Source organism: Crossiella sp. NPDC003009 (genome assembly GCF_053591555.1).
In genome coordinates, this window is record NZ_JBSFUA010000012.1 from 143,318 (window position 1) to 165,961 (window position 22,644).

Consider the following 22,644-nt stretch of genomic DNA (forward strand, 5'->3'; position numbering starts at 1 on the left):
CAATGTCCACTGTGGACTGGGAACTGCTGCGCGAGACCGCGGTCAAGGCCGCCGGGCACGCCTACTGCCCCTACTCGGGGTTGCAGGTGGGCTCGGCGGCCGTCTGCGACGACGGCCGGATCGTCACCGGCTGCAACGTGGAGAACGCCTCCTACGGCCTTGGCCTGTGCGCCGAGTGCACGATGGCCGGACAGCTCCGCCTGACCGGCGGCGGCCGCTTCGTCGCGGTGACCTGCCGCTCGGGCACCGGCGAGCTGCTGATGCCCTGCGGCCGCTGCCGCCAGGTGCTCTACGAGCTGGGCGGCCCGGACTGCCTGCTCGACACCCCGCGCGGGATCCTGCCGATGAGCGAGGTCCTGCCGGATGCCTTCGGACCCGACCAGCTGCCGGAGCCGCCAGCATGACTCACAACGCCATTGACGTGATCCGCGCCAAGCGGGACGGAAATCGATTGACCGACGCCCAGATCGACTGGGTGATCGACGCCTACACCCGGGGCGCGGTGGCCGATGAGCAGATGTCCGCCCTGGCCATGGCGATCTTCCTGAACGGCATGACCGCCGAGGAGACCGCCCGCTGGACCGCCGCCATGGTGGCCTCTGGCGAGCACCTCGACCTGTCCGCGGTCACCAGGCCCACGGTGGACAAGCACTCCACCGGCGGCGTCGGCGACAAGATCACCCTCCCGCTGGCCCCGCTGGTCGCGGCCTGCGGCGCGGCCGTGCCACAGCTCTCCGGCCGGGGCCTCGGCCACACCGGCGGCACCCTGGACAAGCTGGAGTCCATCCCCGGCTGGCGGGCGAACCTGTCCACCGCGGAGATCACCGCCCAGCTGAACTCGGTCGGCGCGGTGGTCTGCGCGGCCACCGAGGGCCTGGCCCCGGCCGACCGCAAGCTGTACGCGCTGCGCGATGTGACCGGCACGGTCGAGGCCATCCCGCTGATCGCCAGCTCGATCATGAGCAAGAAGATCGCCGAGGGCGCCCAGTCCCTGGTGCTCGACGTCAAGTCCGGCACCGGCGCGTTCATGAAGACCGAGGCCGACGCCCGCCGCCTGGCCGAGGCCCTGGTCGCTATCGGCAAGGCCAACGGCCTCAACATCAGCGCCCTGCTCACCGACATGTCCGTCCCGCTGGGCCGCGCGGTCGGCAACGCGGTGGAGGTGGCCGAGTCCGTCGAGGTGCTCAAGGGCAACGGCCCGGCCGACGTCACCGAGCTGACCATCGCCCTGGCCCGCGAGATGCTCGCACTCGCCGGCATCGACACCGACCCGGCCCCGGTCCTCGCCTCCGGCCAGGCCTACGAGACCTGGTCCCGCATGATCAGCGCCCAGGGCGGCGACCCCGAGGCGCCCCTGCCTGCCCCCGCGCACGTGCACCTGGTCGAGGCCCAGGAAGACGGCGTGCTCGCCGAACTGGACGCCTACGCCGTCGGCGTCGCCGCCTGGCGCCTGGGCGCGGGCCGGGCCCGCAAGGAAGACCCGGTCCAGCACGCCGCCGGCATCCTCTGCCACGCCAAACCCGGCGACCGGGTCACCAAGGGCCAGCCCCTGCTGGAACTGCACACCAACACCGAGGACGCCATCCCCGCCGCACTGGCCGCCCTGGACGGCGGCTACCGGATCGCCGAATCGGCCCCGGAGACCAAGGCCCTGCTCTTGGACACCCTGCGCGGCTAAACTACCGAGACCGCGGCTGGCGGGAACCGGACTCCCCGGACGAATTGCGCAACCGGTCCGAGCGGCATACGTCTATCGGATCATGCGCATTGCCCTCGGCATTCTCCCGCCCTCGCGGTCGCGGCGACATCTGCCTGCACCGCCACGCCGCCCCCGAGTTCGCAGACCCAGCCCACCACCAGCGCGAGCAGCCCGCCGCCCACTTCAGCTGAGCAGCGAAAACCATTCCAAACCGGCAAGCACTTCGAGCAGATCGAGAAGGCTGCCAAACATCCGCCCAGCAAAGAAGGAACACCTCGGCGAAAGCTTCGAAACGATCTCCCGGGCGGCCCCTATTCCGAGCTTCCGCTGGCCGGAATTCCCAGATCGTGAGGGCCAAGGGCAAGGCGAGCACAGAGCGGACATTCCTCGCCGACCTCACACGAATCCCGCCCAAACATCGCGACGAGGGCTTCGACGTCACCGTCGACGAACAGGGCACGATCACCCAGGTGGACTGGCTGTACGTCCCGTCCTGGTAACCCCTGCGGAGGTGGGGCGCAGGGCAGCCCCGGCCAGGCCGATCGCCCGCGCCCCGAGCCGCCCGGCCCGTCGGCCCGGTGCCCGTCGACCCGGTGCCCGTCGACCCGGTGCCCGACGACCCGATGCCCGGCTGCCCAGCGGTCCGTGCCTGGTGGCCTGGTGGCCCGGTGCCTGGTGGCCCGGCGGTCCGGTGCTTGGTGGCCCGGCGGTCCGGTTGCTCGGCAGTCCGGCGGTGGGTTGTGGCCCGGCGGGTGGGGCGCAGTGTCGTGTCTTGGTGCGCGGTGCGCGGTGCGCGGTGTCTTGTCGCCGGTGCCGGTGCCGGTGCCGGTGCCGGTGCCGGTGCCGGTGGCGGTGCGGGTGCCGGTGGCGGGTGCGGGTGCGGGTGCGGGTGCCCGGTGGCTCGCGGCTCGGTGGGCCGGTGCTCGGCAGTCGCGGTCCGGCGCTGCCGCAGCCCTCTCCCCGTCCCCAACCCCCGCTTTGCTCCCCGGCCCGGGGCGATCCGGCGGCCCAGCCGCCCCGCGCTGGGTCCTTGCCGTCGCTCGACAGCACAGCGCCCCGGGGGCCTGGGCTCCCGGGGCGCTGTGGGCGGTGCTGGGTCAGCTGTCGATGTCGACGTCTACGCCGTCCGGGTCGACGGACTTTTCCGCGTCGCGGGACTTGCCGGAGCTCTTGGCGCGGCTGCGGCGCTGCTGCCGCGGCATCACCGCGGGCGGCGGGGGCGGGGTGGGCGCGCCGCCGCCGAGGATCAGCTCGGCGAAGGTGGCCATGGCCTCGTCCAGCTGGCCGGCGTGGCGCTGGTCGGACTCCTGGTTCGCCTGGCGGACCAGGCCGAGCAGGGCGTCGGTGTCCGGGCGCTCGGTGACCGCGCCGGTGACCCGGTTCAAGCCCTGCTTGACGTTGCCGTCCAGGTCGCCCAGGCGGCCGGAGACGTTGTCCTCGACCTCGTCGATGCGGCCGCCGACCTGCTCGAGGCGGGCGTTGAGGGCTTCCAGGCGCTCGGCCAGGCTCTGCAGGCGCTCGGTCGGGTCGACCGCGGGCCGGGAGAGCAGGTCGTCCAGCTTCTCGTTCTGCTCGTCGCGGGCCGAGGACAGCGCGTTGTGCAGGCTGTTGTTGCCGTCGTTGATGCTGTTGCGCAGGCCGGTGTTGCCCTCGGTGATGCTGGTCCGCAGGGTGTTGGTGCCCTCGCTGATCGCGCCGTGCAGCGAGCTGTTGCCGTCAGCGATCGCGCCGCGCAGCGAGTTGTTGCCGTCGTTGATCGAGCTGCGCAGGGTGTCGGTGCCCTCGGAGATCAGGCCGCGCAGGTTGTCGGTGCTCTCGGTCAGCGAGCGCTGCAGCGCCTCGCGGGTGCCGTCGAGGTGCTCGTGCACGCCCTCGTCCACCTCGTCGATCCGGCCGCGCAACACGGTCTCCAGCGCCTCGACGCGCTCGCGCACCGGGTTGGTGATCGCGGCGGGCAGCGACTCCAGGCGGGCGTCCTGCTTGTCCAGGTGCCGCTCGACGTTGCCGCCGAGGTCGTCAAGTCGCTTGTGGATGTTGGACAGCTTGTCCTCGAGGCCGTCCATCTTGCCCTGGACACCCTCGAAGCGGCCGGCCACGCCGTCCAGGCGGCCATCCAGCTGGGCGAAGGGCTTGGCCAGCTTGTCGACCAGGCTCTCCACCGCGCGGCCGAGACCGGCGATGGCGCCGTCCTGGGCCTCCAGCCGGGCGAGGGTCTCGTCCAGCCGCTCGGCCAGCACGCTGACCTCGGTGCGATCGGGCAGCTCGGAGAGGCGCTTGCGCACCGAGCCGAGCGACTCCAGCGGCGAGAGTCGAGCGTGGATCTCGTCCAGCGCGTCGAAGATCTGCTGCTGTTCGCTCTCACGGATCTCGGCTGCGCGAATCAGCGTGTTGCGCATCCGATCGAAAGACATTGTGGAGTGGTTGTTCTCGCTCACGGCAGGGACCTTCGTCGAAGGGAGGGGACCGACGGACGCGACTCTAGCCAGTCGCCCGAGTTGTTGTTCACCGCCCCCCGGCCGAACTTCGGCGGAAGTTGGCCAGGAGTACGCCATTCGGGTGACTGGCTGCAGGAAACGCCAGTGGTTTGATCTTCAGTGGTTGCTCAGCGCAGAACCGCGTTCCCCATTCGAGCTACATGCATCCCCGACCATGATCGACGTTGCGTGGCAATGCAGCCACAACGACGCCTCAGAACCATCCGACAGAGTGGACTTGCCACTAGCCGCACAAGTCAGATGATCATAGCGCTCGCTCTCCGGAACGGCCCGGCAACACGCCGATCTGGTTACCATCGAGGAGGTGCTTGATCATTCGATTTACGGTGCCGACGCCGACGTCTACGCCGCCTTCAGCGAGCACAGTGCTCCCAACACCCAGTACGACCGCCCGGCCGTGCTGCGCCTGGCCGGTGATCTGACCGGCAAGCGCGTCCTCGAACTCGGCTGCGCCGCGGGCGGGCTGACCGAGCAGCTGGCCGATCGCGGCGCCGACGTGCTCGCCCTGGACCGAGAACCCAGGTTGGTCGAGCTCACCCGCGCCCGGCTGGGCGAGCGGGCCCGGGTGGAGCGCGCCGACCTGGAGAAACCCCTGGACCTGGTGCCCACCGGCAGCGTCGACCTGGTGGTGGCCTCGCTGGTGCTGCACTACGTCGAGGACTGGGCCCCGCTGCTGGCCGAACTGCGCCGCTGCCTGGTGCCCGGCGGCGCGCTGGTCTTCTCCCTGCACCACCCGATCACCGGCTGGCTGCTCTGCGACCAGACCGACTACCACCGGACCGAGCTGGTCCGCGAGACCTGGGACTGGGACGGCCAGCAGGTCACCGCCGAGCTTTACCGCCGCCCGCTGTCGGAGATCTTCCGCCAGCTCCGACAGGCCGGGTTCCTCATCGACGTGGTCGAGGAACCCCTGCCGGAGCCGGGCCCGGACGCCGAGCCGTGGCTGTTCGAGGTGCTCAACACCAAGCCGGTGTTCCTGTTCGTCAGGGCGTGTGCGGGTACCGTGTCGCCATGTCAACCCCGGTGACTCTGGAAACCATCCGCACCGCACCCAAGGTGCTTCTGCACGACCACCTCGATGGCGGCTTGCGACCGCAGACCGTCATCGACCTGGCCGACGCCGGCGGCTACGCCAACCTGCCCACCACGGACGCCGCCGAGCTCGGCGACTGGTTCGCCGAGGCCGCCGACTCCGGCTCCCTGGTCCGCTACCTCGAGACCTTCGCGCACACCGTCGGCGTCATGCAGAACACCGACGCGATCGTCCGGGTGGCCGCCGAGGCCGCCGAGGACCTCGCCGACGACGGTGTGGTCTACGCCGAGGTCCGCTACGCCCCCGAGCTGTTCACCGAGGGCGGCCTGGCCCTCGAGCAGATCGTCGAGGCGGTCCAGGAGGGCTTCCGGCAAGGCGAGGCCACCGCCGCCGCCCGCGGCAAGAAGGTCCGGATCGGCACCCTGCTGTGCGCGATGCGGCAGAACGCCCGTTCGCTGGAGATCGCCGAGCTGGCCGTCCGGTACCGCGACGCCGGTGTGGTCGGCTTCGACATCGCCGGGCCCGAGGCCGGCTTCCCGCCCACCCGCAACCTGGACGCCTTCGAGTACCTGCGCCAGCAGAACGCGCACTTCACCATCCACGCCGGTGAGGCCTTCGGCCTGCCGTCGATCTGGGAGGCCCTCCAGCACTGCGGCGCCGAGCGGCTCGGTCACGGCGTGCGGATCGTGGACGACATCAAGGTGGAGGAGGACGGCACCGTGCACCTCGGCCGTCTCGCCGCCTACGTCCGCGACCGGCGCATCCCGCTGGAGATGTGCCCCAGCTCCAACCTGCAGACCGGCGCCGCGGCCTCCATCGCCGAGCACCCGATCGGCCTGCTGCACCGGCTGCGCTTCCGGGTCACGGTCAACACCGACAACCGGCTGATGAGCCACTGCTCGATGTCGAGCGAGATGGCCGCGCTGGTGGATGCCTTCGGCTACAGCTGGGCGGACCTGCAGTGGTTCACCGTCAACGCGATGAAGTCCGCCTTCATCGGCTTCGACGAGCGCCTGGCGATCATCAACGACGTGATCAAGCCGGGCTACGCCGCGCTCCAGGCCTGAGCCGGAACGACAGCGGGGCCGCACCAGCGATCCGGTGCGGCCCCGCTGTGCAGAAGGGGTTCAGTGCGTGCGCAGGCGTTCCTCGAAGCCCGCGACCAGCTTCTCCCAGGACTCCACCTCGGCGGTGAACGGGGCGCTCGGCGCCAGCCGGTTCGGGTCCGGCCGGACCACGAAGGAGACCAGCCAGCCCAGGCTCTCCGACTTGGCCAGCGCCTTCTCCGCCGAGTCGTCGCCTGCCCACTGCGCCGCGTCGGTGATCAGCTCGACGGCCAGCTCCAGCTGGTACGGGTCGACCTGCTCGACCCCGCCCGCCAGGTCCTCCGGCAGGCCGGTCAGCACGTAGGTGTTGTCCTGCTCGACCTCGATCTCCAGGTCGCCGTTGGTGGCCGCGGCCACCACGTCCTCCCAGGTGACCACGGCGGCCAGGTCGTTGTCGTGGTCCTCGGCCGAGTCGCCCTCGCCGGTGGCCAGGAAGCGGGCCAGCGCGCGCGGCGAGCCGAAGACGTCGATCCGGCCCTCAGAACCGAGGAACACCGGCTTGTCGTCGAGGTAGCAGCGCAGCGTGTAGTGCTCGCCGACGGAGGTGATGATCTTGATCGGGTCGATGCCGACCTCGGCCCAGAAGCCGGTCGGCTCCTCCTCGACCTCGGTCTCCTCGCCCTCGGAGGCGTCCTCTTCCTCGGTCTCCAGCTCGTCCAGCTCGGCCTGGGCCACGGTCAGCGCGGCCTCGTCCACCTCGGGCTGGGTGACCACGGCGTCGATCGCGTCCAGGACCTTGTCCCACTCGTCGATGACAACCCTGGCCAGGTCGTTCCAGCGGGCCTCGCCGTCGCGGCCCTGGAACGGGTAGGTGCCCTGGTTGAGCAGCGCGAACCCGTCCGCGGAGTCCAGCACCTCGTGCACGGCCTCCAGCTCGCACACCTCGGCCAGCGAGCGCACGATGGCCACCGTCTCGGCCAGCTCGCCGATGGTCCAGGTGTCCGGCTCCTCGGCGACCAGCTCGGGCACGCCGACCAGGTCGTAGCGGCGCTCGTCGTCCGGGATCAGCTCACCGGCGTGCAGGCCGGGCACCTGCGCCCAGGCCGGGTGGTCGGTGAGGTCGTGCTCGGTGGCCTTGCGCAGGTAGGCGGCCAGGTGCGCGGCGTCGGCGAAGCCGTAGAGGTCCTCCCCGTGGCCGAGGAAGGCCTCCCACTCCTCGCCGTCCTCACGCCATTTCGGCGCCCACAGTGTGACCAGGTCACCCTGCGGAAGACCAAGCTCGATGGGGACGATGTCCTGAGCCATTCCCTGCCTCCGGGTCGCCGACGGATTCGGCCGCAGCCTACGGGTTCACCACGGGTGCTGGATCACCGGTCCGAGCGAAGGCTCGACAGGTCGAAGGAGAACACGTCCTCGTCCTCCTCCGGCGCCGCCGCCTGCCTGCCGGAGGTGGCCGCCGGAGCGGTCACCTCGGCGCTGTCCCAGCCAGCCGCGCGGGCCGGCACGGTGCCGCCGACGGCCTCCACCACCGCGGTGAACTCATCGCCCAGCGCACGGGCGAGCACGTTGTAGGAGCGCTGCACGGCGAACTCGGCGGCCTGCCGCGCGGTCTCGGTGATCGCCTGGCCGAGCCGGTCCGCGCCCAGGTTCACCGCGGCCGCGTCCAGCCACAGCTGCACCAGTTCGCCGCTGGCGTTCACCGTGGCCGCGACCAGGCCGTCCTGGCTGCGCGCCTGGCCGACCACCCTGGCCATGTCCGCCGCCAGCCGTTGACTGGCCTCAAGCCGGTCCTCGGCCTCGCGGGTCTCATCGGGCTGGTACGGCTCGCTCATCGCGTCCTCCGCAGGAAAGACCCGCCGTCCTCGTCATCATCGTCGGCCACCGGCTGCGGCGCCATGCCCAGCGCGCTCAGCCCGTCGGCGGCGCGGGCGTCCAGCACCCCGTGCAGGGACCGGTGCAGCCGCCCGGCCGCGTCCCTGGTGGCCCGCTGGGCCTGCTTGAGCACCTCGGCGGCCAGCTGGGCGGAGCCCATCTGCAGTGCCCTCGGGTCGATCCGGACCTGCTGGACCTCCCCGCCGGGCGCCACGGTCACGCTGACCGCGCCGTCGCCGGAGGAGGACTTGCCCAGCACCGGCCCGGTGCGCGCCAGCCGCTCCACCACCCGCTGCTCGGTCTCGGCGATCTTCGCCGCCGCCCGCGCGTTGTCCGCCTCGACGTAGTCCTCGTGCATCGACCTACCCCCGCTCAGCCGGTCGGCCGGAAGAAGCCCATGAACGGCATGCCGCTGTTGGTGGTGCGCAGCTTGCCGATCTGCACCGGGTCACCGGCCTCGATGATCTGCCCGTCGCCGATGAACATCGCCACGTGACCTTTCCACACCACCAGGTCGCCGGGCAGCAGCTCGCCGGGCGGCACCTGCGCGCCCATGGCCTGGGCCGCGGAGTGCCGGGGCAGCTCGAACCCGGCGGCCGCGTAGGACCACTTGGTCAGGCCGGAGCAGTCGGTGCCCTGCGGCGGGTTGGAGGCCGCCCAGACGTAGGGCGTGCCCAGCGCGGTGAGCGCCTTGCGCACCGCGGCCGCGGCGATCTCGTTGGGCGCCTGCACGGTCTTGCCGCCGGGCAGGTTCACGTCCACGCCGGAGCCGGGCTGCGGCGGGATGGCCACCGGCAGGTTCGACGCGGGCGCGCCACCCCCGCCGCCGCCGCCGCCTCCACCGCCACCGGAGCCGGAACCAGAGCCGGAACCAGAACCCGAGCCGCTGCCGTGGCTGCCGGAACCGTTGCGGCCGTTGGATCCCGCGGTGTTCGTGCCGTCCACGCCACCGCCGAGCGCGCCGCCCATGCCGCCGAGGGAGCCCACGTCCACCCCGGGGATGCCGCGCAGCTTGCCCGCGGCCTCGCCGAGGGCCTGCTTGGCTTTGGTGATCTCCTGGTTGCCCTTGAGGTGGTAGTTGGCCGCGGTGCACCAGCACTGCTGGATGGCCTGCGGCACGCTGGCCTTGTTGCCGCCGTGCTTGCCCGCCAGTGCGGCCTCGACCTGCGGGGTGACCGTGCCGCGCAGCTCGTTGACCAGCTTCTCGATGTTGCCCTTGGCCGTGGTGACCGCGTTGTGCGCGCTGTTGACCGCGTCCTGGGCGGTCTTGCAGTTGGCGGCCAGCTTGTCCAGCGAGCCCTCCAGGGTGGCGACCCGGCCCTGGAAGACGTTCGCGCGGTCGCCGTACCAGCCGTTCATCGCGCCCTTGAACGCGCCGTTGTGCTTGCCCTTGAGGTCGGCCAGCGCGGTGTTGGCCTGGCCGAAGGCGGTGGCCGCGCGCTGGGCCGCGCCGTGGTCGCCCTCCAGGTCCTTGAGGTTGTTGCGCAGTGGCTCGGTCAGCCCGTTGAGCACGGCTTCGACGTCGGACATGGCGTGGATCCCCCTGTGCTCAGCGCTGCGCGGAGCGCTTGACGTTGGCCGCGTGCTCGGCGTCCTGCTGGTGGTAGTCGGTCACCGTGCCGCTGACCGCCGCGCCCAGTTCGCCGAGGGCCTTGGCCGCGGCGGCGATGCCGTCCAGGATGCCCTGCGCCGCTGGTGTCAGCGCGCCGGAGACCTCCGCGCCGATCTTGCCGAAGGCGTTGCCCGGCACCGAGTTGGCCCCGGCGAGCGTGCCGGTGCCGACCTTGCCCAGGTCGCCGGACATGCCCTTGGCCGCGTTGGCGTAGCTCGTCAACGCGGCCGGGTCGACCTTGAAACCCTTCTCGGCCATCGCTCCCCGTCTGCCTCTCCCCATGAGTCCCTGTGGCCGGTTCGACGCGGATAACAGAGTCGTGGTTCCGGCCTGTGTCGATTGTCGACCCTGGCAAGCAGGTCTCCGGCGCTCCAGCTTGCCGCACGTCAGCCCGCCTGTGGGCGCGGATGGCCGGATTCACGCGACCGACTAGGTTGCACAGCCAGCTAGATGGCGATACCTTCTAGTCGTGAGTCCGGTCGAGGTGCGGCAGGCGCAGTGGCTGCGCGGCGTGCTCGACCTGGCCGTGCTCGCCCTGCTCGCCGAGCACGGGGAGAGCTACGGCTACCTGATCTCCCAGCAGCTGGCCGAGTCCGGCCTCGGCGAGGTCAAGGGCGGCACGCTCTACCCGCTGCTCAACCGGCTGGAAGAGGGCGGGCTGCTCAACAGCTCCTGGCGGGCCGGCGACGGCGGGCCGGGGCGCAAGTTCTACGAGATCAGCCGGAGCGGCAGGCGGTTGCTGGCCGAGCACGCTCCACAGTGGACGGCCTTCGCGGGCGCGGCGACCACGGTCGTGCAGCGCGGTATGCGCGAGGCGGCGCTGAGTCCCGGCTGACTCGGGGAGAGTTCGGCGGGGCCGGCGTCGGGGGCCGGCTCCGCCGAGTTCGTTAGGGCACTTGCTCCGGTCGGACCAACGATGATCACGGGTTGGCGGCACCAAAAAGGCCCGTGAGCTGCGATCATGGCTTCATGGACGTTGCCGAGGGCTGGGGCCGGCTGTGGACCTGGCTGGCCGCGAGCGCGCCCACCACACATGAACTGCTCCGGCCGGGCGCGGCGCCCGCCGAGGTCGAGGAGCTGGAGCGCCGCCTGGGACTGAGCTTCCCGGCTGAGCTGCGCCGGTGGTGGACGCTGTGCGACGGCACCGTGCGCACCGACTTCGCGGAGATCTTCCCGCCCTTCTACACCCCGCACAGCACCCGCAGCGCCTTCGACGCCAGGGAGTGGCGCAGGCTGCGCTGGCGCGCCCAGTGGGCCGAGCCGGACGCCGAACCCGAGGCAGGCACCGCCGCTCGCAGCTTCCACCCGGCCTGGGTGCCGATCGCCTTCGACGGCTGCGGCGACGCGCTGGTGGTCGACCTGCGTCCCGGCCCGCTGCACGGCTGCGTGCTGGAGTGGGACCAGGATCGCTCCGAGGTGCACAAGCCGGAGTGGACCAGCCTGGGGGAGATGGTCTTCGAGGTGGCCGAGGCCCTGGAGACCGGCACGCCGGTCGGGCACAGCCACCCCACGGTGACGCCGGACGGCAGACTGGACTGGCGGATTCGCTGACGGGTTCGATGTTCACATCAGGGGAGTGCTGGGGGGCAGATGTACAACGTTGAAGACGAGCCTGGGTTCCTGGTCTGGCAGGTGCTGGGCGTGGTGGTCGCCGTGCTGTTGCTCGGCGCGGCGATGGAGGGCTTCTCGCACCTGGAGCAGGGACGGGTAGTGCTGACCAGCGGCGAGCTGGTCAGCGCGACCGGCAGCATGATCGCCACGCTGGCCGGGCCGCTGGCGCTCGTGCTCACGGAGATCCTGTCGGTACGGCGCACCGGGAAGATCGGTGCCCGCCTGCGGCCAGGGAGGGCGCTGGCGGTGCTGGCGGGGGCCTCATTAGGCGCGTCCGCCATCACCGCCACCGCGGAGACGTTCGTGTGGTGGCGGATGGGCGAGGAGCTGCGCCGGACCGTGCTGGTGGATGCCTCGCCCGCCGTGCCGGTGCTGGTGCTGGTCGCAGCTCTGCTGATGTTCGGGGCGTTGGCCTGGTCCGGCGTGTGGATGCACCGACGGCTGGCGGCCCGGCGGGCGGCGAACACGGCCGTGGACCAGCGCTGGCTCATCCTGCCGCGCTGAGTGGTGGGGGCGGCCGGAGTCGCCCCCACCACTGGCTCAGACGCCCGTCGGGTGCCAGACCGTCTTGTGCTCCAGGAATGCGCGCAGCCTGCTGATGTCCGGCTCGGCGGTCCAGTCCGGCTCCTTGGCCGGGGCGCGCAGCACCCGCTTGACCGTGCCCGCGGCGGCGCGCTCCAGCTCGGTGCGCGCCTCCAGCGGCACGCCGGTGGGGTCGATCGCGTTCACGTCGGCGTGCGCGGCCAGCCACGGGGAGAGCTCCGCGGTGCCGCCGGTGAGCAGGTTGACCACGCCGCCCGGCAGGTCGGAGGTGGCCAGCACCTCGGACAGGGTGATCGCGGGCAGCGGGCGCTGCTCGCTGGTGACCACCACGCAGGTGTTGCCCGCGGCGATCACCGGGGCGACCACGCTGACCAGGCCCAGCAGCGAGGAGGACTGCGGGGCGAACACCGCGACCACGCCGGTGGGCTCAGGGGTGGTGAAGGAGAAGTACGGGCCCGCCACCGGGTTGGCCGCGCCGAAGACGGTGGCCAGCTTGTCCGTCCAGCCCGCGTACCAGACCCAGCGGTCCACCGCGGCGTCCACCAGGGTCTCCGCCTTCTTGGCCGCGATCCCCTCGGCGGCGGCCACCTCGGCGGTGAACTGCTCCCGGCGGCCCTCCAGCATCTCGGCCACCCGGTAGAGCACCTGGCCGCGGTTGTAGGCGGTGGCGCCGGACCACTTGGCGAAGGCCGACCTGGCCGCGCCCACGGCGTCCCGCGCGTCCTTGCGCGAGGCCAGGGACGCGTTGGCGAGGAACTTCCCGCGTGCGTCGTTCACCGGGTACACCCGTCCGGACTCGGAGCGGGGGAACTTCCCGCCCACGTACAGCTTGTAGGTCTTGGCCACGCTGATCCGCTCAGACATCGAGGTACGCCTCCAGACCCGCCCGGCCGCCCTCGCGGCCGAAGCCCGACTCGCCGAACCCGCCGAAGGGCGCGGTCGGGTCGAACCGGTTGAACGTGTTGGCCCACACCACACCGGCCCGCAGCTGCTGCGCCATCCACAGGATGCGCGAGCCCTTCTCGGTCCAGATGCCCGCGGAGAGCCCGTACGGGGTGTTGTTGGCCTTGGCCACCGCCTCGGCCGGGGTGCGGAAGGTGAGCACCGAAAGCACCGGGCCGAAGATCTCCTCGCGGGCGATCCGCATGGCCTGCTGCACACCGGAGAACACCGTGGGCGCGAAGTAGAAACCCTTGTCCGGCACCGGACACGGGCTGGTCCAGCGCTCCGCGCCGTCCGCGTCGCCAGAGGCCACCAGCTCGCGGATCCGCTCCAGCTGCGGCTTGGAGTTGATCGCGCCGATGTCGGTGTTCTTGTCCATCGGGTCGCCAAGGCGCAGCGTGGACACCCTGGCCCGCAGCTTGGCCATCAGCTCCTCGGCGATGGACTCCTGCACCAGCAGCCGGGAACCCGCGCAGCACACGTGGCCCTGGTTGAAGAAGATGCCGTTGACGATGCCCTCGACCGCCTGGTCCAGCGGCGCGTCGTCGAAGACCACGTTGGCGGCCTTGCCACCGAGCTCCAGGGTGAGCTTGCGCCCGGTGCCCGCCAGCGACTTCTGGATCAGCTTGCCGACGTCGGTGGACCCGGTGAAGGCCACCTTGTCGATGCCGCCGTGGTTGACCAGCTCGCTGCCCACGTCACCGGCGCCGGGCAGGATGTTGACCACCCCGGCGGGCAGTCCGGCCTGCTGGCAGATCTCGCCGAAGACCAGCGCGGTCAGCGGGGTGGTCTCGGCTGGCTTGAGCACCACGGTGTTGCCGCAGGCCAGCGCGGGAGCGATCTTCCAGGCCAGCATCAGCAGCGGGAAGTTCCACGGGATGACCTGACCGGCCACGCCCAGCGGCCTGGGGTCCGGTCCGTAGCCCGCGTAGCCGAGCTTGTCCGCCCAGCCCGCGTGGTGGAAGAAGTGCGCGGCCGCGGTCGGCACGTCGACGTCCCGCGACTCCTTGATCGGCTTGCCGTTGTCCAGGGTCTCCAGCACGGCCAGCTCGCGGCCGCGCTCCTGCATGATCCGCGCGATCCGGAACAGGTACTTGGCCCGCTCGGCGCCGGGCATCCGGCCCCACACCTTGTCGTAGGCGCGCCTGGCCGCCTTGACCGCGGTGTCCACATCGGACGGCGCGGCGGTGCTCACCTCGGCGAGCACCTCCTCGGTGGCCGGGTTCACCGTCTTCAGCGGCTCGCCCGCACCGTCGACGAACTTGCCGTCGACGAACATCTGGTAGTTCGCCTTGAGGTTGGCGATCGCCCTGGACTCCGGGGCCGGGGCGTACTCCCACACGGGATTGCTCATCTCAGTCCACCGTCACGTAGTCGGGGCCGCTGTAGTGGCCCTCAAGCTGGGTCCGCCGCTGCATCAGCAGGTCGTTGAGCAGGCTGGAGGCGCCGAACCGGAACAGCGTGTTGGTCAGCCACTCCGGGCCCGCCACCTCGTGCACCGCGACCAGGTACCGGACCGCGTCCTTGGTGGTGCGGATGCCGCCGGCCGGCTTGACCCCGCGCAGCTCGCCGGTCTGGTCCCGCCAGTCCCGCACCGCCTGCAGCATCAGGTGCGTGGTGGGCAGGGTGGCGGCGGGGGAGACCTTGCCGGTGGAGGTCTTGATGAAGTCGCCACCGGCCAGCAGCGCCAGCCAGGAGGCCCGGCGGATGTTGTCGTAGGTGGCCAGTTCGCCGGTCTCCAGGATGACCTTGAGGTGTGCCTCGCCGCAGACTGCCTTGACCGCCTTGATCTCCTCGAAGACCTGGCCGTAGCGCCCGGACAGGAACGCGCCCCGGTCGATCACCATGTCGATCTCGGTCGCGCCCGCCTCCACCGCCATTTGCGTGTCGGCCAGCTTCACCGTGCGGTTGGACCGCCCGGAGGGGAACGCGGTGGCCACACTGGCGATGCCGACCCCGCTGCCGGCCAGCGCCTCGACCGCGGTGGCCACCAGGTCGGGGTACACGCAGACCGCGCCGACCCTGGGCACCTCCGGGTAGTCCGGATCGGGCCTGCGCGCCTTCGCGCACAGCGTGCGCACCTTGCCCTGGGTGTCGGCGCCCTCCAGCGTGGTCAGGTCGACCATGCTGATGGCGGTGTCGATGGCCCAGAGCTTGGATGCCTTCTTGATGCTCCGGGTGGCCAGGGTGGCGGCGCGCTGCTCGAGCCCGACCGCGTCCACGCCGGGCAGGCCGTGCAGGAACCGGCGCAGCGCGGTGTCGTCCCTGGTCGCGTCGGCCAGTTCAGGGGGGAGCGCCGGTCCACCGGAGGGGGCGGGTACGCCCGGTCCGGCAGCCGTCGCCGATGACGGTGCAGCCATGGACCTGAGTCTAGGGTCGTGACGGCCCTCACCTTGTCAACCATCCACAACCGGCAGTTCAAGACCCAAATGGACCATCGCGCTACCGTCTTCGGTCATGGACGTTCTCGTCGTCGACCACCCGCTGACCCGCGCCCGGCTCACCACCATGCGCGACGCGAGGACCGACAGCGCCGCGTTCCGCGCCGCGCTCCAGGAACTCACCCAGATGCTGATCTACGAGGCCATGCGGGACGCGCCGGAGGCGGTGGAGCGCATCCACACGCCGGTGGCCCGCACCGACGGTTTCCGGCTGGCCAACCCGCCGCTGCTGGTGCCGGTGCTGCGGGCCGGGCTGGGCATGGCCGACCAGGCGCACGACCTGATCCCGGACGCGCAGATGGGCTTCGTCGGCCTGGCCCGCGACGAGGAGACCCTGCAGCCGACCCCGTACCTGGAGTCGCTGCCGGTGAGCCTGGCCGGGCGCCCGGTGCTGGTGCTGGACCCGATGCTGGCCACCGGCGGCTCGATGATCTACACCATCCGGCTGCTGGTGGACCGGGGCGCCACCGACATCACCGCGGTGTGCGTGCTGGCCGCGCCCGAAGGGGTGGAGAAGCTGGCCTCCTCTGGCCTTCCGGTGCGCGTGGTCACCGCCAGCGTGGACGAACGGCTCAATGACTCCGGGTTCATCGTGCCCGGCCTCGGCGATGCCGGGGACCGCCTCTACGGGGCGGTGTAACCGCAGCTCGGCACCGGTCGACCCGCCGAAGGGCCTGCCCACGACTGTCGTGGGCAGGCCCTTCGGCTTGGTCCGATCGTGGGTCCATTTGGACCAGTGAACACCTGGCCGCTTAGCCCAATCGCTTGTGGCGGAACGACATTCACGTTTCGCTAGGCCGAACGAGTGACTGATTGGTCTAGACCTTGACGTTCTGTGGTCTGAACCACATGGTGTTTGCAAGCGCGCTGACACCGTGCCCGCACCACCTGAGTTCCGCCGCCGCCGCCTCGCACGCGCTCCACCCACGCCATGGGTCCGCCAACCCTGGGAGCCCTGAAGAGATGAGGTCGCGATGGCTGCCGCAGATCGCCATACCCGCGTCATGACTCCCTGTCCGCGGCGGATCGAGGTGACCGGCTTCCGGCCGGGGCCTGGGTGCCACTGACCCCAGCCCGGCCGGTTTCACCCACCTCCACGCTCCACCCCCCTGCTGCGCCTTTCGCTCCTGACGCGAGGAGAGACATGCCCATCCGCCGATGGCGTGCCACCGCGATGCTGACCACCCTGCTGCTCGCCCTGTCCGGCCTCGCCGCCCTGCCGGCGAACGCGGCCACCGGGGTGACCGCGAAGTTCACCAAGACCTCCGGCTGGGACACCGGCTACGAGGGCAAGTACACGATCACCAATAACGGACCGGCGGCGATCGCCAGCTGGACGGTGGAGTTCGACCTGCCTGCCGGGCACCGGCTGGGCTCGCTGTGGGAGGCCACGCACACCGTCAGCGGCCAGCGGGTGACCGCGAAGAGCCAGTCCTGGAACGGATCCCTGACCGCGGGCCAGTCCGCCAGCTTCGGCTTCGGCGTGCAGTTCACCGGCGCCTACCGCGACCCGGGCGGCTGCAAGGTCAACGGCGCCTCCTGTGACGGCGGCAGCGGCGAACCGGACACCCAGGCGCCCAGCGCGCCCGGCCAGCCCTCGGTCACGAGTGTCAGCAGCTCCAGCCTCTCGCTGAGCTGGTCTGCCAGCACCGACAACGTCGGCGTCACCGGCTACGAGATCGTCGGCGACGGCGTGGTGGTGGCCACCGCGACCAGTACTTCGGCCACCGTGACCGGACTGGCCGCGGACACCTCCTACACCTTCACCGTGCGCGCCAAGGACGCCGCCGGGAACACCTCGGCGGCCAGCCCCTCGGTCACCGGCAAGACCGGCAAGGGCGGCGATCCCGGCCCCTCGGGCAACCGCAAGGTCGGCTACTTCACCCAGTGGAGCGTCTACGACCGCGCCTACCACGTGAAGAACCTGGACACCTCCGGCACCGCGGCCCGGCTGACCCACCTGAACTACGCCTTCGGCAACGTCAACGCCGAGGGCAAGTGCTTCCAGGTCAACCAGGCAGGCCAGGGCGACTCCTGGGCCGACTACCAGCGCCGCCTGCCCGCCGAGCAGGCCGTGGACGGGGTCGCCGACGTCTACAACCAGCCGCTGGCCGGCAACCTCAACCAGCTCAAGAAGCTCAAGGCCAAGTACCCGAACCTGCGGGTGCTGATCAGCCTCGGCGGCTGGACCTGGTCGAAGTACTTCTCCAACGCCGCGCTCACCGACGCCTCGCGCAAGGCGCACGTCAGCTCCTGCATCGACATGTGGATCAAGGGCAACCTGCCGGTCATCGGCGGCGACCCGCAGGGCGGACCCGGCTCCGGCGCGGGCATCTTCGACGGCGTGGACCTGGACTGGGAGTGGCCCGGTTCCGAGGGCAACACCGGCAACATCGTCCGGCCCGAGGACAAGCGCAACTTCAGCCTGCTGGCCGCGGAGTACCGCGCCCAGCTGAATGCCCTCGGCGCGACCACCGGCAAGAAGTACGACCTGACCGCGTTCCTGCCCGCCGACCCGCGCAAGGTGGACGCCGGGTTCGAGGTCGGCGAGGTGGTCAAGAACCTGACCTTCGGCAACGTGCAGGGCTACGACTTCCACGGCGGCTGGGAGAAGGTGGCCAACCAGCAGTCCTCGGTCAAGCACCCCGCCGGCGACCCGAGCCCGTTCGCCTACTCCGACGAGATCGCGGTGGACGCCTGGACCAGCCGGGGCGCGCCCGCCAACTGGGTCGTGCTCGGCGTGCCCTTCTACAGCAGGGGCTGGACCGGCGTGACCAACGCCAACAACGGCCTCTTCCAGGCCGCCACCGGTCCCGCGCCCGGCACCTACGAGGCCGGGATCGAGGACTACAAGAAGATCAAGAACCTGGTGGGCAGCGGCTACACCGTGCACCGGGACGCCGTGGCCGGGCACGCCTGGCTGTTCAACGGCAGCACCTTCTGGACCTTCGACGATCCCACCGAGATCACCAGGAAGGTCAACTGGGCCAAGAGCAAGGGCCTGGGCGGCGCGATGATCTGGTCCCTCGACGGCGACACCGCCGACGGTGAGCTGATCAAGGCACTGGCCACCGCGCTCGGTTAGGAACCACGGTCGCGGCCCGGGACTCCCTGCCCCCGGGCCGCGACCACCCCACTCCGAACCAAGGAGAAGTGCTCGCAGATGAGGACCACTCAGCGCCGCGGCCGGATCGCCGCGGTCGTTGTCACCACCTTGGCCGGTCTCCTGGCGTCACTGGGACCGGCAGCCGTGGCGGATGAGGCCGCGGCCGAGCACTGGGGACAGTCCCAGCGCAGGGTCGGCTACTACACCCAGTGGAGCGCGAACCAGTTCGGCTACACGGTGAACAAGCTCGTCAGCTCCGGCACCGCGGGCAAGCTCACCCACCTCAACTACGCCTTCGGCAACGTCAGCGAGGAGGGCAGGTGCTTCGCCAGCAGCACCACCGGCCTTGGTGACGCCAAGGCCGACTACCAGCGGCTGCACACCGCGGCCGAGTCGGTGGACGGGGTGGCGGACCAGCCGGAGCAGGCGCTGGCCGGCAACTTCAACCAGCTGCGCAAGCTGAAGAAGAAGTACCCGCACCTCAAGGTCAACATCAGCCTCGGCGGCTGGACCTGGTCGAAGTACTTCTCTAACGCGGTGCTCACCGACGCCTCCCGCAAGGCCTTCGTCAAGAGCTGCGTGGACCTCTACCTCAAGGGCAACCTGCCCAAGCTGGACGGCCTGGCCCAGGGCGGCGACGGCGCGGCCGCCGGGCTGTTCGACGGCATCGACCTGGACTGGGAGTGGCCCGGCGCGCAGGGTGCGCCCGGCAACATCGTGCGGCCGGAGGACAAGCAGAACTTCACCCTCGCGCTGGCGGAGTTCCGGCGGCAGTTCGCCGAGCTGTCCTGGCGCACCGGCAAGCGTTACGAGCTGACCGCCTTCCTGCCGGCCGGCGCGGCCACCGTGGACGCGGGCATCGAGGTGCCGAAGGTGTTCCGGCTGCTGGACTTCGCCACCATCCAGGGCTACGACATCCACGGCGCCTGGGACTCGGTGACCAACCACCAGTCCGCCATCCACGCCCCTGACAACGACCCCACGCCGGGCAAGCTGGACCTGGACCAGGTGATCAAGGACTACCTGGACCGCGGCGCGCCCCGGCGTTCGCTGGTGCTCGGCGTGCCGTTCTACGGCCGCGGCTGGACCGGGGTCACCGGAGGCGGCAACGGCCTGTTCCAGCCCGCCACCGGCTGCGCGCCCAGCAGCCACGAGTGCGGCTACCTGAACTACAACAAGATCAAGGAACTGCCCGGGTTCACGCAGTACCGGGACCCGAAGGCGGCCACCGGCTGGCTGTTCGACGGGAACACGTTCTGGAACTTCGAGGACCCGGTCTCCATCCGGGAGAAGACGCGCTACATCCGGCAGCAGCGGCTGGGTGGCGCCATGGTCTGGTCGCTCGACGGTGACACCGGCAACGGTGAGCTGTTCGCGGCGATCCACAGAGGGCTGTCCTAAACGGACAGTTCAGCGAGGCCCGGGGAACCGTTGGCGGCGGGGTGTCCCGGGCCTCGCGCCCTCTGTCATCAGGACAGGGGCGCGCGCCAGCCCCGCGTGTGCGCGTCGAGCGCGCGAAGGTAGTTCCGCGCCGGATCCGGTCCCGGCAGCAGCCGCCCGCCCAGCTCCAGGCTGACCAGGCCGTGCGCCAGGCTCCACACCGAGTTGGCCAGCCCCTCGGCCGTATCCGCCGCGAACACGCCCTGCTCGACGCCCCGGCGCGCCGCCGCCAGCAGCGGAGCCAGTGCGGCGGTCGCTGCCTCTGCGGTCTGCTCGTCCGGCTCCGGCGCGCCGAACAGTGCCGGGTACAGGTGCGGATCGGCCAGCGCGGCCGCCCGGTAGGCCAGGCCCAGCTGGAGCAGGTCCTGCGCGGGATCCTCGGTCACCGGCACCTCGGCCAGTCGCGCGCCGAAGCGCCGGAACGCGTCCAGGAACAGCTCCCGGAGCAGCCCTGGCTTGCCGCCGAAGAGCGCGTAGACCGCGGTGGTGGAGGTGCCCACGTCCTGGGCCAGTCCGCGCAGCCCGAGTGCGCTGGGGCCGCCGGAGGCGAGCAGCCGGGCCGCCCGGTCGAGCAGCTTCTCCCGGAGCGTTTCGTCGTGCGTCTTCGGCCGAGGCACCGCGCAATCGTACCGGAACACTGTTATGTAACCTGAATGGACGTATCTGACCTCTGGTTATGGTGATACCAGATCGGTACCATCCCCCGCATGGCCATGACGCTGAGGCTGACCGAAGAGGAGAATCGGCAACTCGACGAGCTAGCCACCGTCGAGGGCCGCTCCAAACAGGAAATCGTGCGACTCGCGCTGGCCGACCGGTGGTCGCGGTTGCACAAGGAACAACAGCTCTCCGACGCCCTGGAACGTGTTCTTCCCCGCTATCGGGGATTGCTGGAACGGCTCGGCTCGACCTGATTTTCTGGTATCTCCTGGCTAGTGATCACTTATCTGGATGCCAGCGACCTGCTCGTGCTGGCCACCGCGGTCACTGGCGGTGACCTCGTGGTGCGCGATGTCGGGCTGCTGGACTCCGCCGCGCACCGACCCCGCGCCGCGGTGCTCGGCGTCGAGGCGTACGCGACGCTCTGGTTGAAGGCCGCCGCCCTGCTGGACTCCATTGTTCGGACCCGCCCGCTGCTGGAGGGGAACTGGCGCCTGGGCTGGGTCGCCGCGGTGACTCTGTGTGACATCAACGGCTGGTGGATCGACGCCGACGAGGACGAGGCGCTGGACATCGTCCGCGATCTGGGCCGTGGCCTGATCGAGGTTTCTGAAGTGGCCGACCGGCTTGAGGAGTGGGCCACACCCAAGGACGAGGACTGATTCGGACCCGTTTGGGCTTTCGGGTTGACCTGGAGTGCACTCCAGCTCCTACGGTCGAAGACGTGAGCTACTCCATCGCCCAGGCGGCCGAGCGCAGCGGACTCTCGGTCGACACCCTGCGGTACTACGAGCGCATCGGCCTGCTCGACCCGCCCGCCCGGGACTCCGGCGGGCGACGGTCCTACTCCGAGGACGACCTGGGCTGGCTGGGGTTCCTCACCAAGCTCAGGCTGACCGGCATGCCCATCCGGATGATGCGGGAATATGCCCAGCTCCGGCACCGCGGCGCGGCCAGCTACGGCAGGCGCAAGGCGATCCTGCTGGAGCAGCGCACCTCGGTCCGCGAGCGCATCGCCGAGCTGCAGGCCTGCCTGGACGTCCTGGACTACAAGATCGAGCACTACGACCAGATCGAGCGGCAGATGACCGCCGCCGAGCTGATCCACGAGGAGGCGACCGCATGACCACCCTGCCCACCCGCAAGATCGGCGCCCTGGAAGTCGGGGCCCAGGGCCTGGGCTGCATGGGGATGAGCGAGTTCTACGGCGAGACTGACGACGCCGCCTCGATCGAGGTCATCCACCGCGCGCTCGACCTCGGTGTCACGCTGCTGGACACCGCCGACATCTACGGACCGCACCGCAACGAGGAGCTCCTCGGCCGGGCCATCAAGGACCGCCGCGACCGGGTCGTGCTGGCCACCAAGTTCGGCATCGTGCGCACCGCCGACCCGCACGAGCGCGGGGTGCGCGGCGACGCGGCCTACGTGCGCCAGGCGGTGGAGGACTCGCTGCGCAGGCTCGGCGTGGACCACATCGACCTGTACTACCAGCACCGGGTCGACCCGGACACGCCGATCGAGGAGACCGTCGGCGCGATGGCCGAGCTGGTCGCCCAGGGCAAGGTCCGCTACCTCGGCCTGTCCGAGGCCAGCGCGGCCACTCTGCGCCGGGCGCACGCCGTGCACCCGATCACCGCGCTGCAGACCGAGTGGTCGCTGTGGACCCGGGACCTGGAGGCGGAGATCCTGCCGACGGCCCGTGAGCTGGGCGTCGGGCTGGTGCCCTACTCCCCGCTCGGCCGCGGCTTCCTGACCGGCCGCTTCGCCAGCACCAAGGACTTCGACAGCAACGACTTCCGGGTGGCCGGTCAGCCGCGGTTCAGCGAGGAGAACCTGGCCCGCAACCTCGGCATGGTCCGCGCCCTGGAGGCGATCGCGGCGGAGCGCGGCATCACCACCGGCCAGCTCGCCTTGGCCTGGGTGCACTCCCGCGGCGAGGACGTGGTGCCGATCCCCGGCACCAAGCGCCTGAAGTACCTCACCGAGAACGTCGCCGCCGCCACGATCACCCTCACTCCGGAGGAGATCGCCGCGGTCGAGGCCGCCGTCCCGGCCGACCAGGTCGCCGGCAACCGCTACGGCGACCAGATGATGCCCCTGCTCAACGGCTGACCCACACCCGCCGGGGCTCGCCCGAGCCC

The 22,644-nt window shown here is 70.9% G+C and carries 25 protein-coding genes; 15 read left to right on the plus strand and 10 right to left on the minus strand.

Annotated features, from left to right (window positions below):
* The first annotated feature begins 2 nt into the window (after window positions 1-2).
* The 3 genes from ACWDY5_RS16365 (at window position 3) to ACWDY5_RS16375 (ending at window position 2,199) form a co-directional block, all read left to right on the plus strand.
* A complete protein-coding gene (locus ACWDY5_RS16365) occupies window positions 3-404 on the plus strand; it encodes a cytidine deaminase (RefSeq protein WP_449723020.1) in 402 nt (133 codons plus the stop codon).
* Window positions 401-1,678: a thymidine phosphorylase gene (locus tag ACWDY5_RS16370; protein ID WP_449723021.1), complete on the plus strand. Its 1,278-nt coding sequence runs from the start codon at window positions 401-403 to the stop codon at window positions 1,676-1,678. Before ACWDY5_RS16365 ends, ACWDY5_RS16370 begins: the two co-directional genes overlap by 4 nt.
* A gap of 368 nt (window positions 1,679-2,046) precedes the next feature.
* Entirely contained in the window at window positions 2,047-2,199 is a 153-nt protein-coding gene (locus tag ACWDY5_RS16375) for a hypothetical protein (RefSeq protein ID WP_449723022.1), read from the plus strand.
* A 597-nt stretch (window positions 2,200-2,796) separates the two neighbouring features.
* On the opposite strand, the gene ACWDY5_RS16380 is transcribed toward ACWDY5_RS16375, so the two are convergent.
* Window positions 2,797-4,095: a hypothetical protein gene (locus ACWDY5_RS16380; protein ID WP_449723087.1), complete on the minus strand. Its 1,299-nt coding sequence runs from the start codon at window positions 4,093-4,095 to the stop codon at window positions 2,797-2,799.
* 403 nt (window positions 4,096-4,498) lie between these two features.
* Between ACWDY5_RS16380 and ACWDY5_RS16385 the strand changes: the two genes are divergently transcribed.
* Together ACWDY5_RS16385 and ACWDY5_RS16390 are read left to right on the plus strand one after the other, a co-directional pair.
* Entirely contained in the window at window positions 4,499-5,221 is a 723-nt protein-coding gene (locus ACWDY5_RS16385; RefSeq protein WP_449723023.1) for a class I SAM-dependent methyltransferase, read from the plus strand.
* A complete protein-coding gene (locus tag ACWDY5_RS16390) occupies window positions 5,206-6,294 on the plus strand; it encodes an adenosine deaminase (protein ID WP_449723024.1) in 1,089 nt (362 codons plus the stop codon). The genes ACWDY5_RS16385 and ACWDY5_RS16390 overlap by 16 nt, the downstream gene beginning before the upstream one ends.
* A 60-nt stretch (window positions 6,295-6,354) precedes the next feature.
* On the opposite strand, the gene ACWDY5_RS16395 is transcribed toward ACWDY5_RS16390, so the two are convergent.
* The 5 genes from ACWDY5_RS16395 to ACWDY5_RS16415 all read right to left on the minus strand — a co-directional run bounded on the left by ACWDY5_RS16395 (window position 6,355) and on the right by ACWDY5_RS16415 (window position 10,015).
* Window positions 6,355-7,578 (minus strand): primosomal protein, encoded by a 1,224-nt coding sequence (locus tag ACWDY5_RS16395; protein ID WP_449723025.1) that lies wholly within the window; start codon window positions 7,576-7,578, stop codon window positions 6,355-6,357.
* Between the two features lie 62 nt (window positions 7,579-7,640).
* Window positions 7,641-8,105, minus strand: coding sequence for a YbaB/EbfC family nucleoid-associated protein (locus ACWDY5_RS16400; RefSeq protein ID WP_449723026.1), 465 nt, complete (start codon window positions 8,103-8,105; stop codon window positions 7,641-7,643).
* Window positions 8,102-8,503, minus strand: coding sequence for a YbaB/EbfC family nucleoid-associated protein (locus tag ACWDY5_RS16405; protein WP_449723027.1), 402 nt, complete (start codon window positions 8,501-8,503; stop codon window positions 8,102-8,104). The genes ACWDY5_RS16400 and ACWDY5_RS16405 overlap by 4 nt, the downstream gene beginning before the upstream one ends.
* A 14-nt stretch (window positions 8,504-8,517) precedes the next feature.
* A complete protein-coding gene (locus tag ACWDY5_RS16410; RefSeq protein WP_449723028.1) occupies window positions 8,518-9,675 on the minus strand; it encodes a C40 family peptidase in 1,158 nt (385 codons plus the stop codon).
* A 19-nt stretch (window positions 9,676-9,694) separates the two neighbouring features.
* Window positions 9,695-10,015: a hypothetical protein gene (locus ACWDY5_RS16415; RefSeq protein WP_449723029.1), complete on the minus strand. Its 321-nt coding sequence runs from the start codon at window positions 10,013-10,015 to the stop codon at window positions 9,695-9,697.
* A 211-nt stretch (window positions 10,016-10,226) separates the two neighbouring features.
* Between ACWDY5_RS16415 and ACWDY5_RS16420 the strand changes: the two genes are divergently transcribed.
* The 3 genes from ACWDY5_RS16420 to ACWDY5_RS16430 all read left to right on the plus strand — a co-directional run bounded on the left by ACWDY5_RS16420 (window position 10,227) and on the right by ACWDY5_RS16430 (window position 11,872).
* Window positions 10,227-10,592 (plus strand): PadR family transcriptional regulator, encoded by a 366-nt coding sequence (locus ACWDY5_RS16420; protein WP_283663036.1) that lies wholly within the window; start codon window positions 10,227-10,229, stop codon window positions 10,590-10,592.
* A 134-nt stretch (window positions 10,593-10,726) separates the two neighbouring features.
* Window positions 10,727-11,308, plus strand: coding sequence for an SMI1/KNR4 family protein (locus tag ACWDY5_RS16425; protein ID WP_283663037.1), 582 nt, complete (start codon window positions 10,727-10,729; stop codon window positions 11,306-11,308).
* Window positions 11,309-11,347: 39 nt separating this feature from the next.
* Window positions 11,348-11,872, plus strand: a complete 525-nt coding sequence (locus ACWDY5_RS16430; RefSeq protein ID WP_449723030.1) for a hypothetical protein — start codon at window positions 11,348-11,350, stop codon at window positions 11,870-11,872.
* Window positions 11,873-11,908: 36 nt separating this feature from the next.
* Here ACWDY5_RS16430 and ACWDY5_RS16435 read toward each other — a convergent pair whose 3' ends face one another.
* Genes ACWDY5_RS16435 through deoC form a run of 3 tightly spaced genes read right to left on the minus strand, consistent with a single transcriptional unit; the run spans window position 11,909 to window position 15,213 of the window.
* Window positions 11,909-12,775, minus strand: a complete 867-nt coding sequence (locus ACWDY5_RS16435; RefSeq protein WP_283663038.1) for an aldehyde dehydrogenase family protein — start codon at window positions 12,773-12,775, stop codon at window positions 11,909-11,911.
* Entirely contained in the window at window positions 12,768-14,207 is a 1,440-nt protein-coding gene (locus tag ACWDY5_RS16440; protein WP_252486252.1) for an aldehyde dehydrogenase family protein, read from the minus strand. The genes ACWDY5_RS16435 and ACWDY5_RS16440 overlap by 8 nt, the downstream gene beginning before the upstream one ends.
* Before the next feature lies 1 nt (window position 14,208).
* Window positions 14,209-15,213, minus strand: coding sequence for a deoxyribose-phosphate aldolase (gene deoC, locus ACWDY5_RS16445; protein ID WP_449723031.1), 1,005 nt, complete (start codon window positions 15,211-15,213; stop codon window positions 14,209-14,211).
* Between the two features lie 97 nt (window positions 15,214-15,310).
* Between deoC and upp the strand changes: the two genes are divergently transcribed.
* The 3 genes from upp (at window position 15,311) to ACWDY5_RS16460 (ending at window position 19,801) form a co-directional block, all read left to right on the plus strand.
* Window positions 15,311-15,934 (plus strand): uracil phosphoribosyltransferase, encoded by a 624-nt coding sequence (gene upp, locus ACWDY5_RS16450; protein WP_449723032.1) that lies wholly within the window; start codon window positions 15,311-15,313, stop codon window positions 15,932-15,934.
* 504 nt (window positions 15,935-16,438) lie between these two features.
* Window positions 16,439-18,379: a glycosyl hydrolase family 18 protein gene (locus tag ACWDY5_RS16455; RefSeq protein ID WP_449723033.1), complete on the plus strand. Its 1,941-nt coding sequence runs from the start codon at window positions 16,439-16,441 to the stop codon at window positions 18,377-18,379.
* A 78-nt stretch (window positions 18,380-18,457) separates the two neighbouring features.
* On the plus strand, window positions 18,458-19,801 hold the full coding sequence (locus ACWDY5_RS16460) for a glycoside hydrolase family 18 protein (RefSeq protein WP_449723034.1): 1,344 nt from the start codon (window positions 18,458-18,460) through the stop codon (window positions 19,799-19,801).
* 68 nt (window positions 19,802-19,869) lie between these two features.
* Here ACWDY5_RS16460 and ACWDY5_RS16465 read toward each other — a convergent pair whose 3' ends face one another.
* Window positions 19,870-20,457 carry a TetR/AcrR family transcriptional regulator gene (locus ACWDY5_RS16465; RefSeq protein ID WP_449723035.1) on the minus strand — a complete coding sequence of 196 codons (588 nt, stop codon included), beginning with the start codon at window positions 20,455-20,457 and terminating at the stop codon, window positions 19,870-19,872.
* Between the two features lie 90 nt (window positions 20,458-20,547).
* Between ACWDY5_RS16465 and ACWDY5_RS16470 the strand changes: the two genes are divergently transcribed.
* The 4 genes from ACWDY5_RS16470 to ACWDY5_RS16485 all read left to right on the plus strand — a co-directional run bounded on the left by ACWDY5_RS16470 (window position 20,548) and on the right by ACWDY5_RS16485 (window position 22,615).
* Entirely contained in the window at window positions 20,548-20,754 is a 207-nt protein-coding gene (locus tag ACWDY5_RS16470) for a ribbon-helix-helix protein, CopG family (protein WP_185001644.1), read from the plus strand.
* Window positions 20,755-20,775: 21 nt separating this feature from the next.
* Window positions 20,776-21,162, plus strand: a complete 387-nt coding sequence (locus ACWDY5_RS16475; protein WP_449723036.1) for a type II toxin-antitoxin system death-on-curing family toxin — start codon at window positions 20,776-20,778, stop codon at window positions 21,160-21,162.
* Window positions 21,163-21,224: 62 nt separating this feature from the next.
* On the plus strand, window positions 21,225-21,626 hold the full coding sequence (locus ACWDY5_RS16480) for a MerR family transcriptional regulator (protein WP_283663047.1): 402 nt from the start codon (window positions 21,225-21,227) through the stop codon (window positions 21,624-21,626).
* Entirely contained in the window at window positions 21,623-22,615 is a 993-nt protein-coding gene (locus tag ACWDY5_RS16485; protein WP_449723037.1) for an aldo/keto reductase, read from the plus strand. The genes ACWDY5_RS16480 and ACWDY5_RS16485 overlap by 4 nt, the downstream gene beginning before the upstream one ends.
* Window positions 22,616-22,644: the final 29 nt, after the last annotated feature.

Coding starts and splice junctions, on each gene's coding strand:
- ACWDY5_RS16365 (WP_449723020.1), top strand. CDS start 3: ATGTCCACTGTGGACTGGGAACTGCTGCGCGAGACCGCGGTCAAGGCC.
- ACWDY5_RS16370 (WP_449723021.1), top strand. CDS start 401: ATGACTCACAACGCCATTGACGTGATCCGCGCCAAGCGGGACGGAAAT.
- ACWDY5_RS16380 (WP_449723087.1), bottom strand. CDS start 4,095: ATGCGCAACACGCTGATTCGCGCAGCCGAGATCCGTGAGAGCGAACAG.
- ACWDY5_RS16390 (WP_449723024.1), top strand. CDS start 5,206: ATGTCAACCCCGGTGACTCTGGAAACCATCCGCACCGCACCCAAGGTG.
- ACWDY5_RS16395 (WP_449723025.1), bottom strand. CDS start 7,578: ATGGCTCAGGACATCGTCCCCATCGAGCTTGGTCTTCCGCAGGGTGAC.
- ACWDY5_RS16400 (WP_449723026.1), bottom strand. CDS start 8,105: ATGAGCGAGCCGTACCAGCCCGATGAGACCCGCGAGGCCGAGGACCGG.
- ACWDY5_RS16405 (WP_449723027.1), bottom strand. CDS start 8,503: ATGCACGAGGACTACGTCGAGGCGGACAACGCGCGGGCGGCGGCGAAG.
- ACWDY5_RS16410 (WP_449723028.1), bottom strand. CDS start 9,675: ATGTCCGACGTCGAAGCCGTGCTCAACGGGCTGACCGAGCCACTGCGC.
- ACWDY5_RS16415 (WP_449723029.1), bottom strand. CDS start 10,015: ATGGCCGAGAAGGGTTTCAAGGTCGACCCGGCCGCGTTGACGAGCTAC.
- ACWDY5_RS16425 (WP_283663037.1), top strand. CDS start 10,727: ATGGACGTTGCCGAGGGCTGGGGCCGGCTGTGGACCTGGCTGGCCGCG.
- ACWDY5_RS16430 (WP_449723030.1), top strand. CDS start 11,348: ATGTACAACGTTGAAGACGAGCCTGGGTTCCTGGTCTGGCAGGTGCTG.
- ACWDY5_RS16435 (WP_283663038.1), bottom strand. CDS start 12,775: ATGTCTGAGCGGATCAGCGTGGCCAAGACCTACAAGCTGTACGTGGGC.
- ACWDY5_RS16440 (WP_252486252.1), bottom strand. CDS start 14,207: ATGAGCAATCCCGTGTGGGAGTACGCCCCGGCCCCGGAGTCCAGGGCG.
- deoC (WP_449723031.1), bottom strand. CDS start 15,213: ATGGCTGCACCGTCATCGGCGACGGCTGCCGGACCGGGCGTACCCGCC.
- upp (WP_449723032.1), top strand. CDS start 15,311: ATGGACGTTCTCGTCGTCGACCACCCGCTGACCCGCGCCCGGCTCACC.
- ACWDY5_RS16455 (WP_449723033.1), top strand. CDS start 16,439: ATGCCCATCCGCCGATGGCGTGCCACCGCGATGCTGACCACCCTGCTG.
- ACWDY5_RS16460 (WP_449723034.1), top strand. CDS start 18,458: ATGAGGACCACTCAGCGCCGCGGCCGGATCGCCGCGGTCGTTGTCACC.
- ACWDY5_RS16470 (WP_185001644.1), top strand. CDS start 20,548: ATGGCCATGACGCTGAGGCTGACCGAAGAGGAGAATCGGCAACTCGAC.
- ACWDY5_RS16485 (WP_449723037.1), top strand. CDS start 21,623: ATGACCACCCTGCCCACCCGCAAGATCGGCGCCCTGGAAGTCGGGGCC.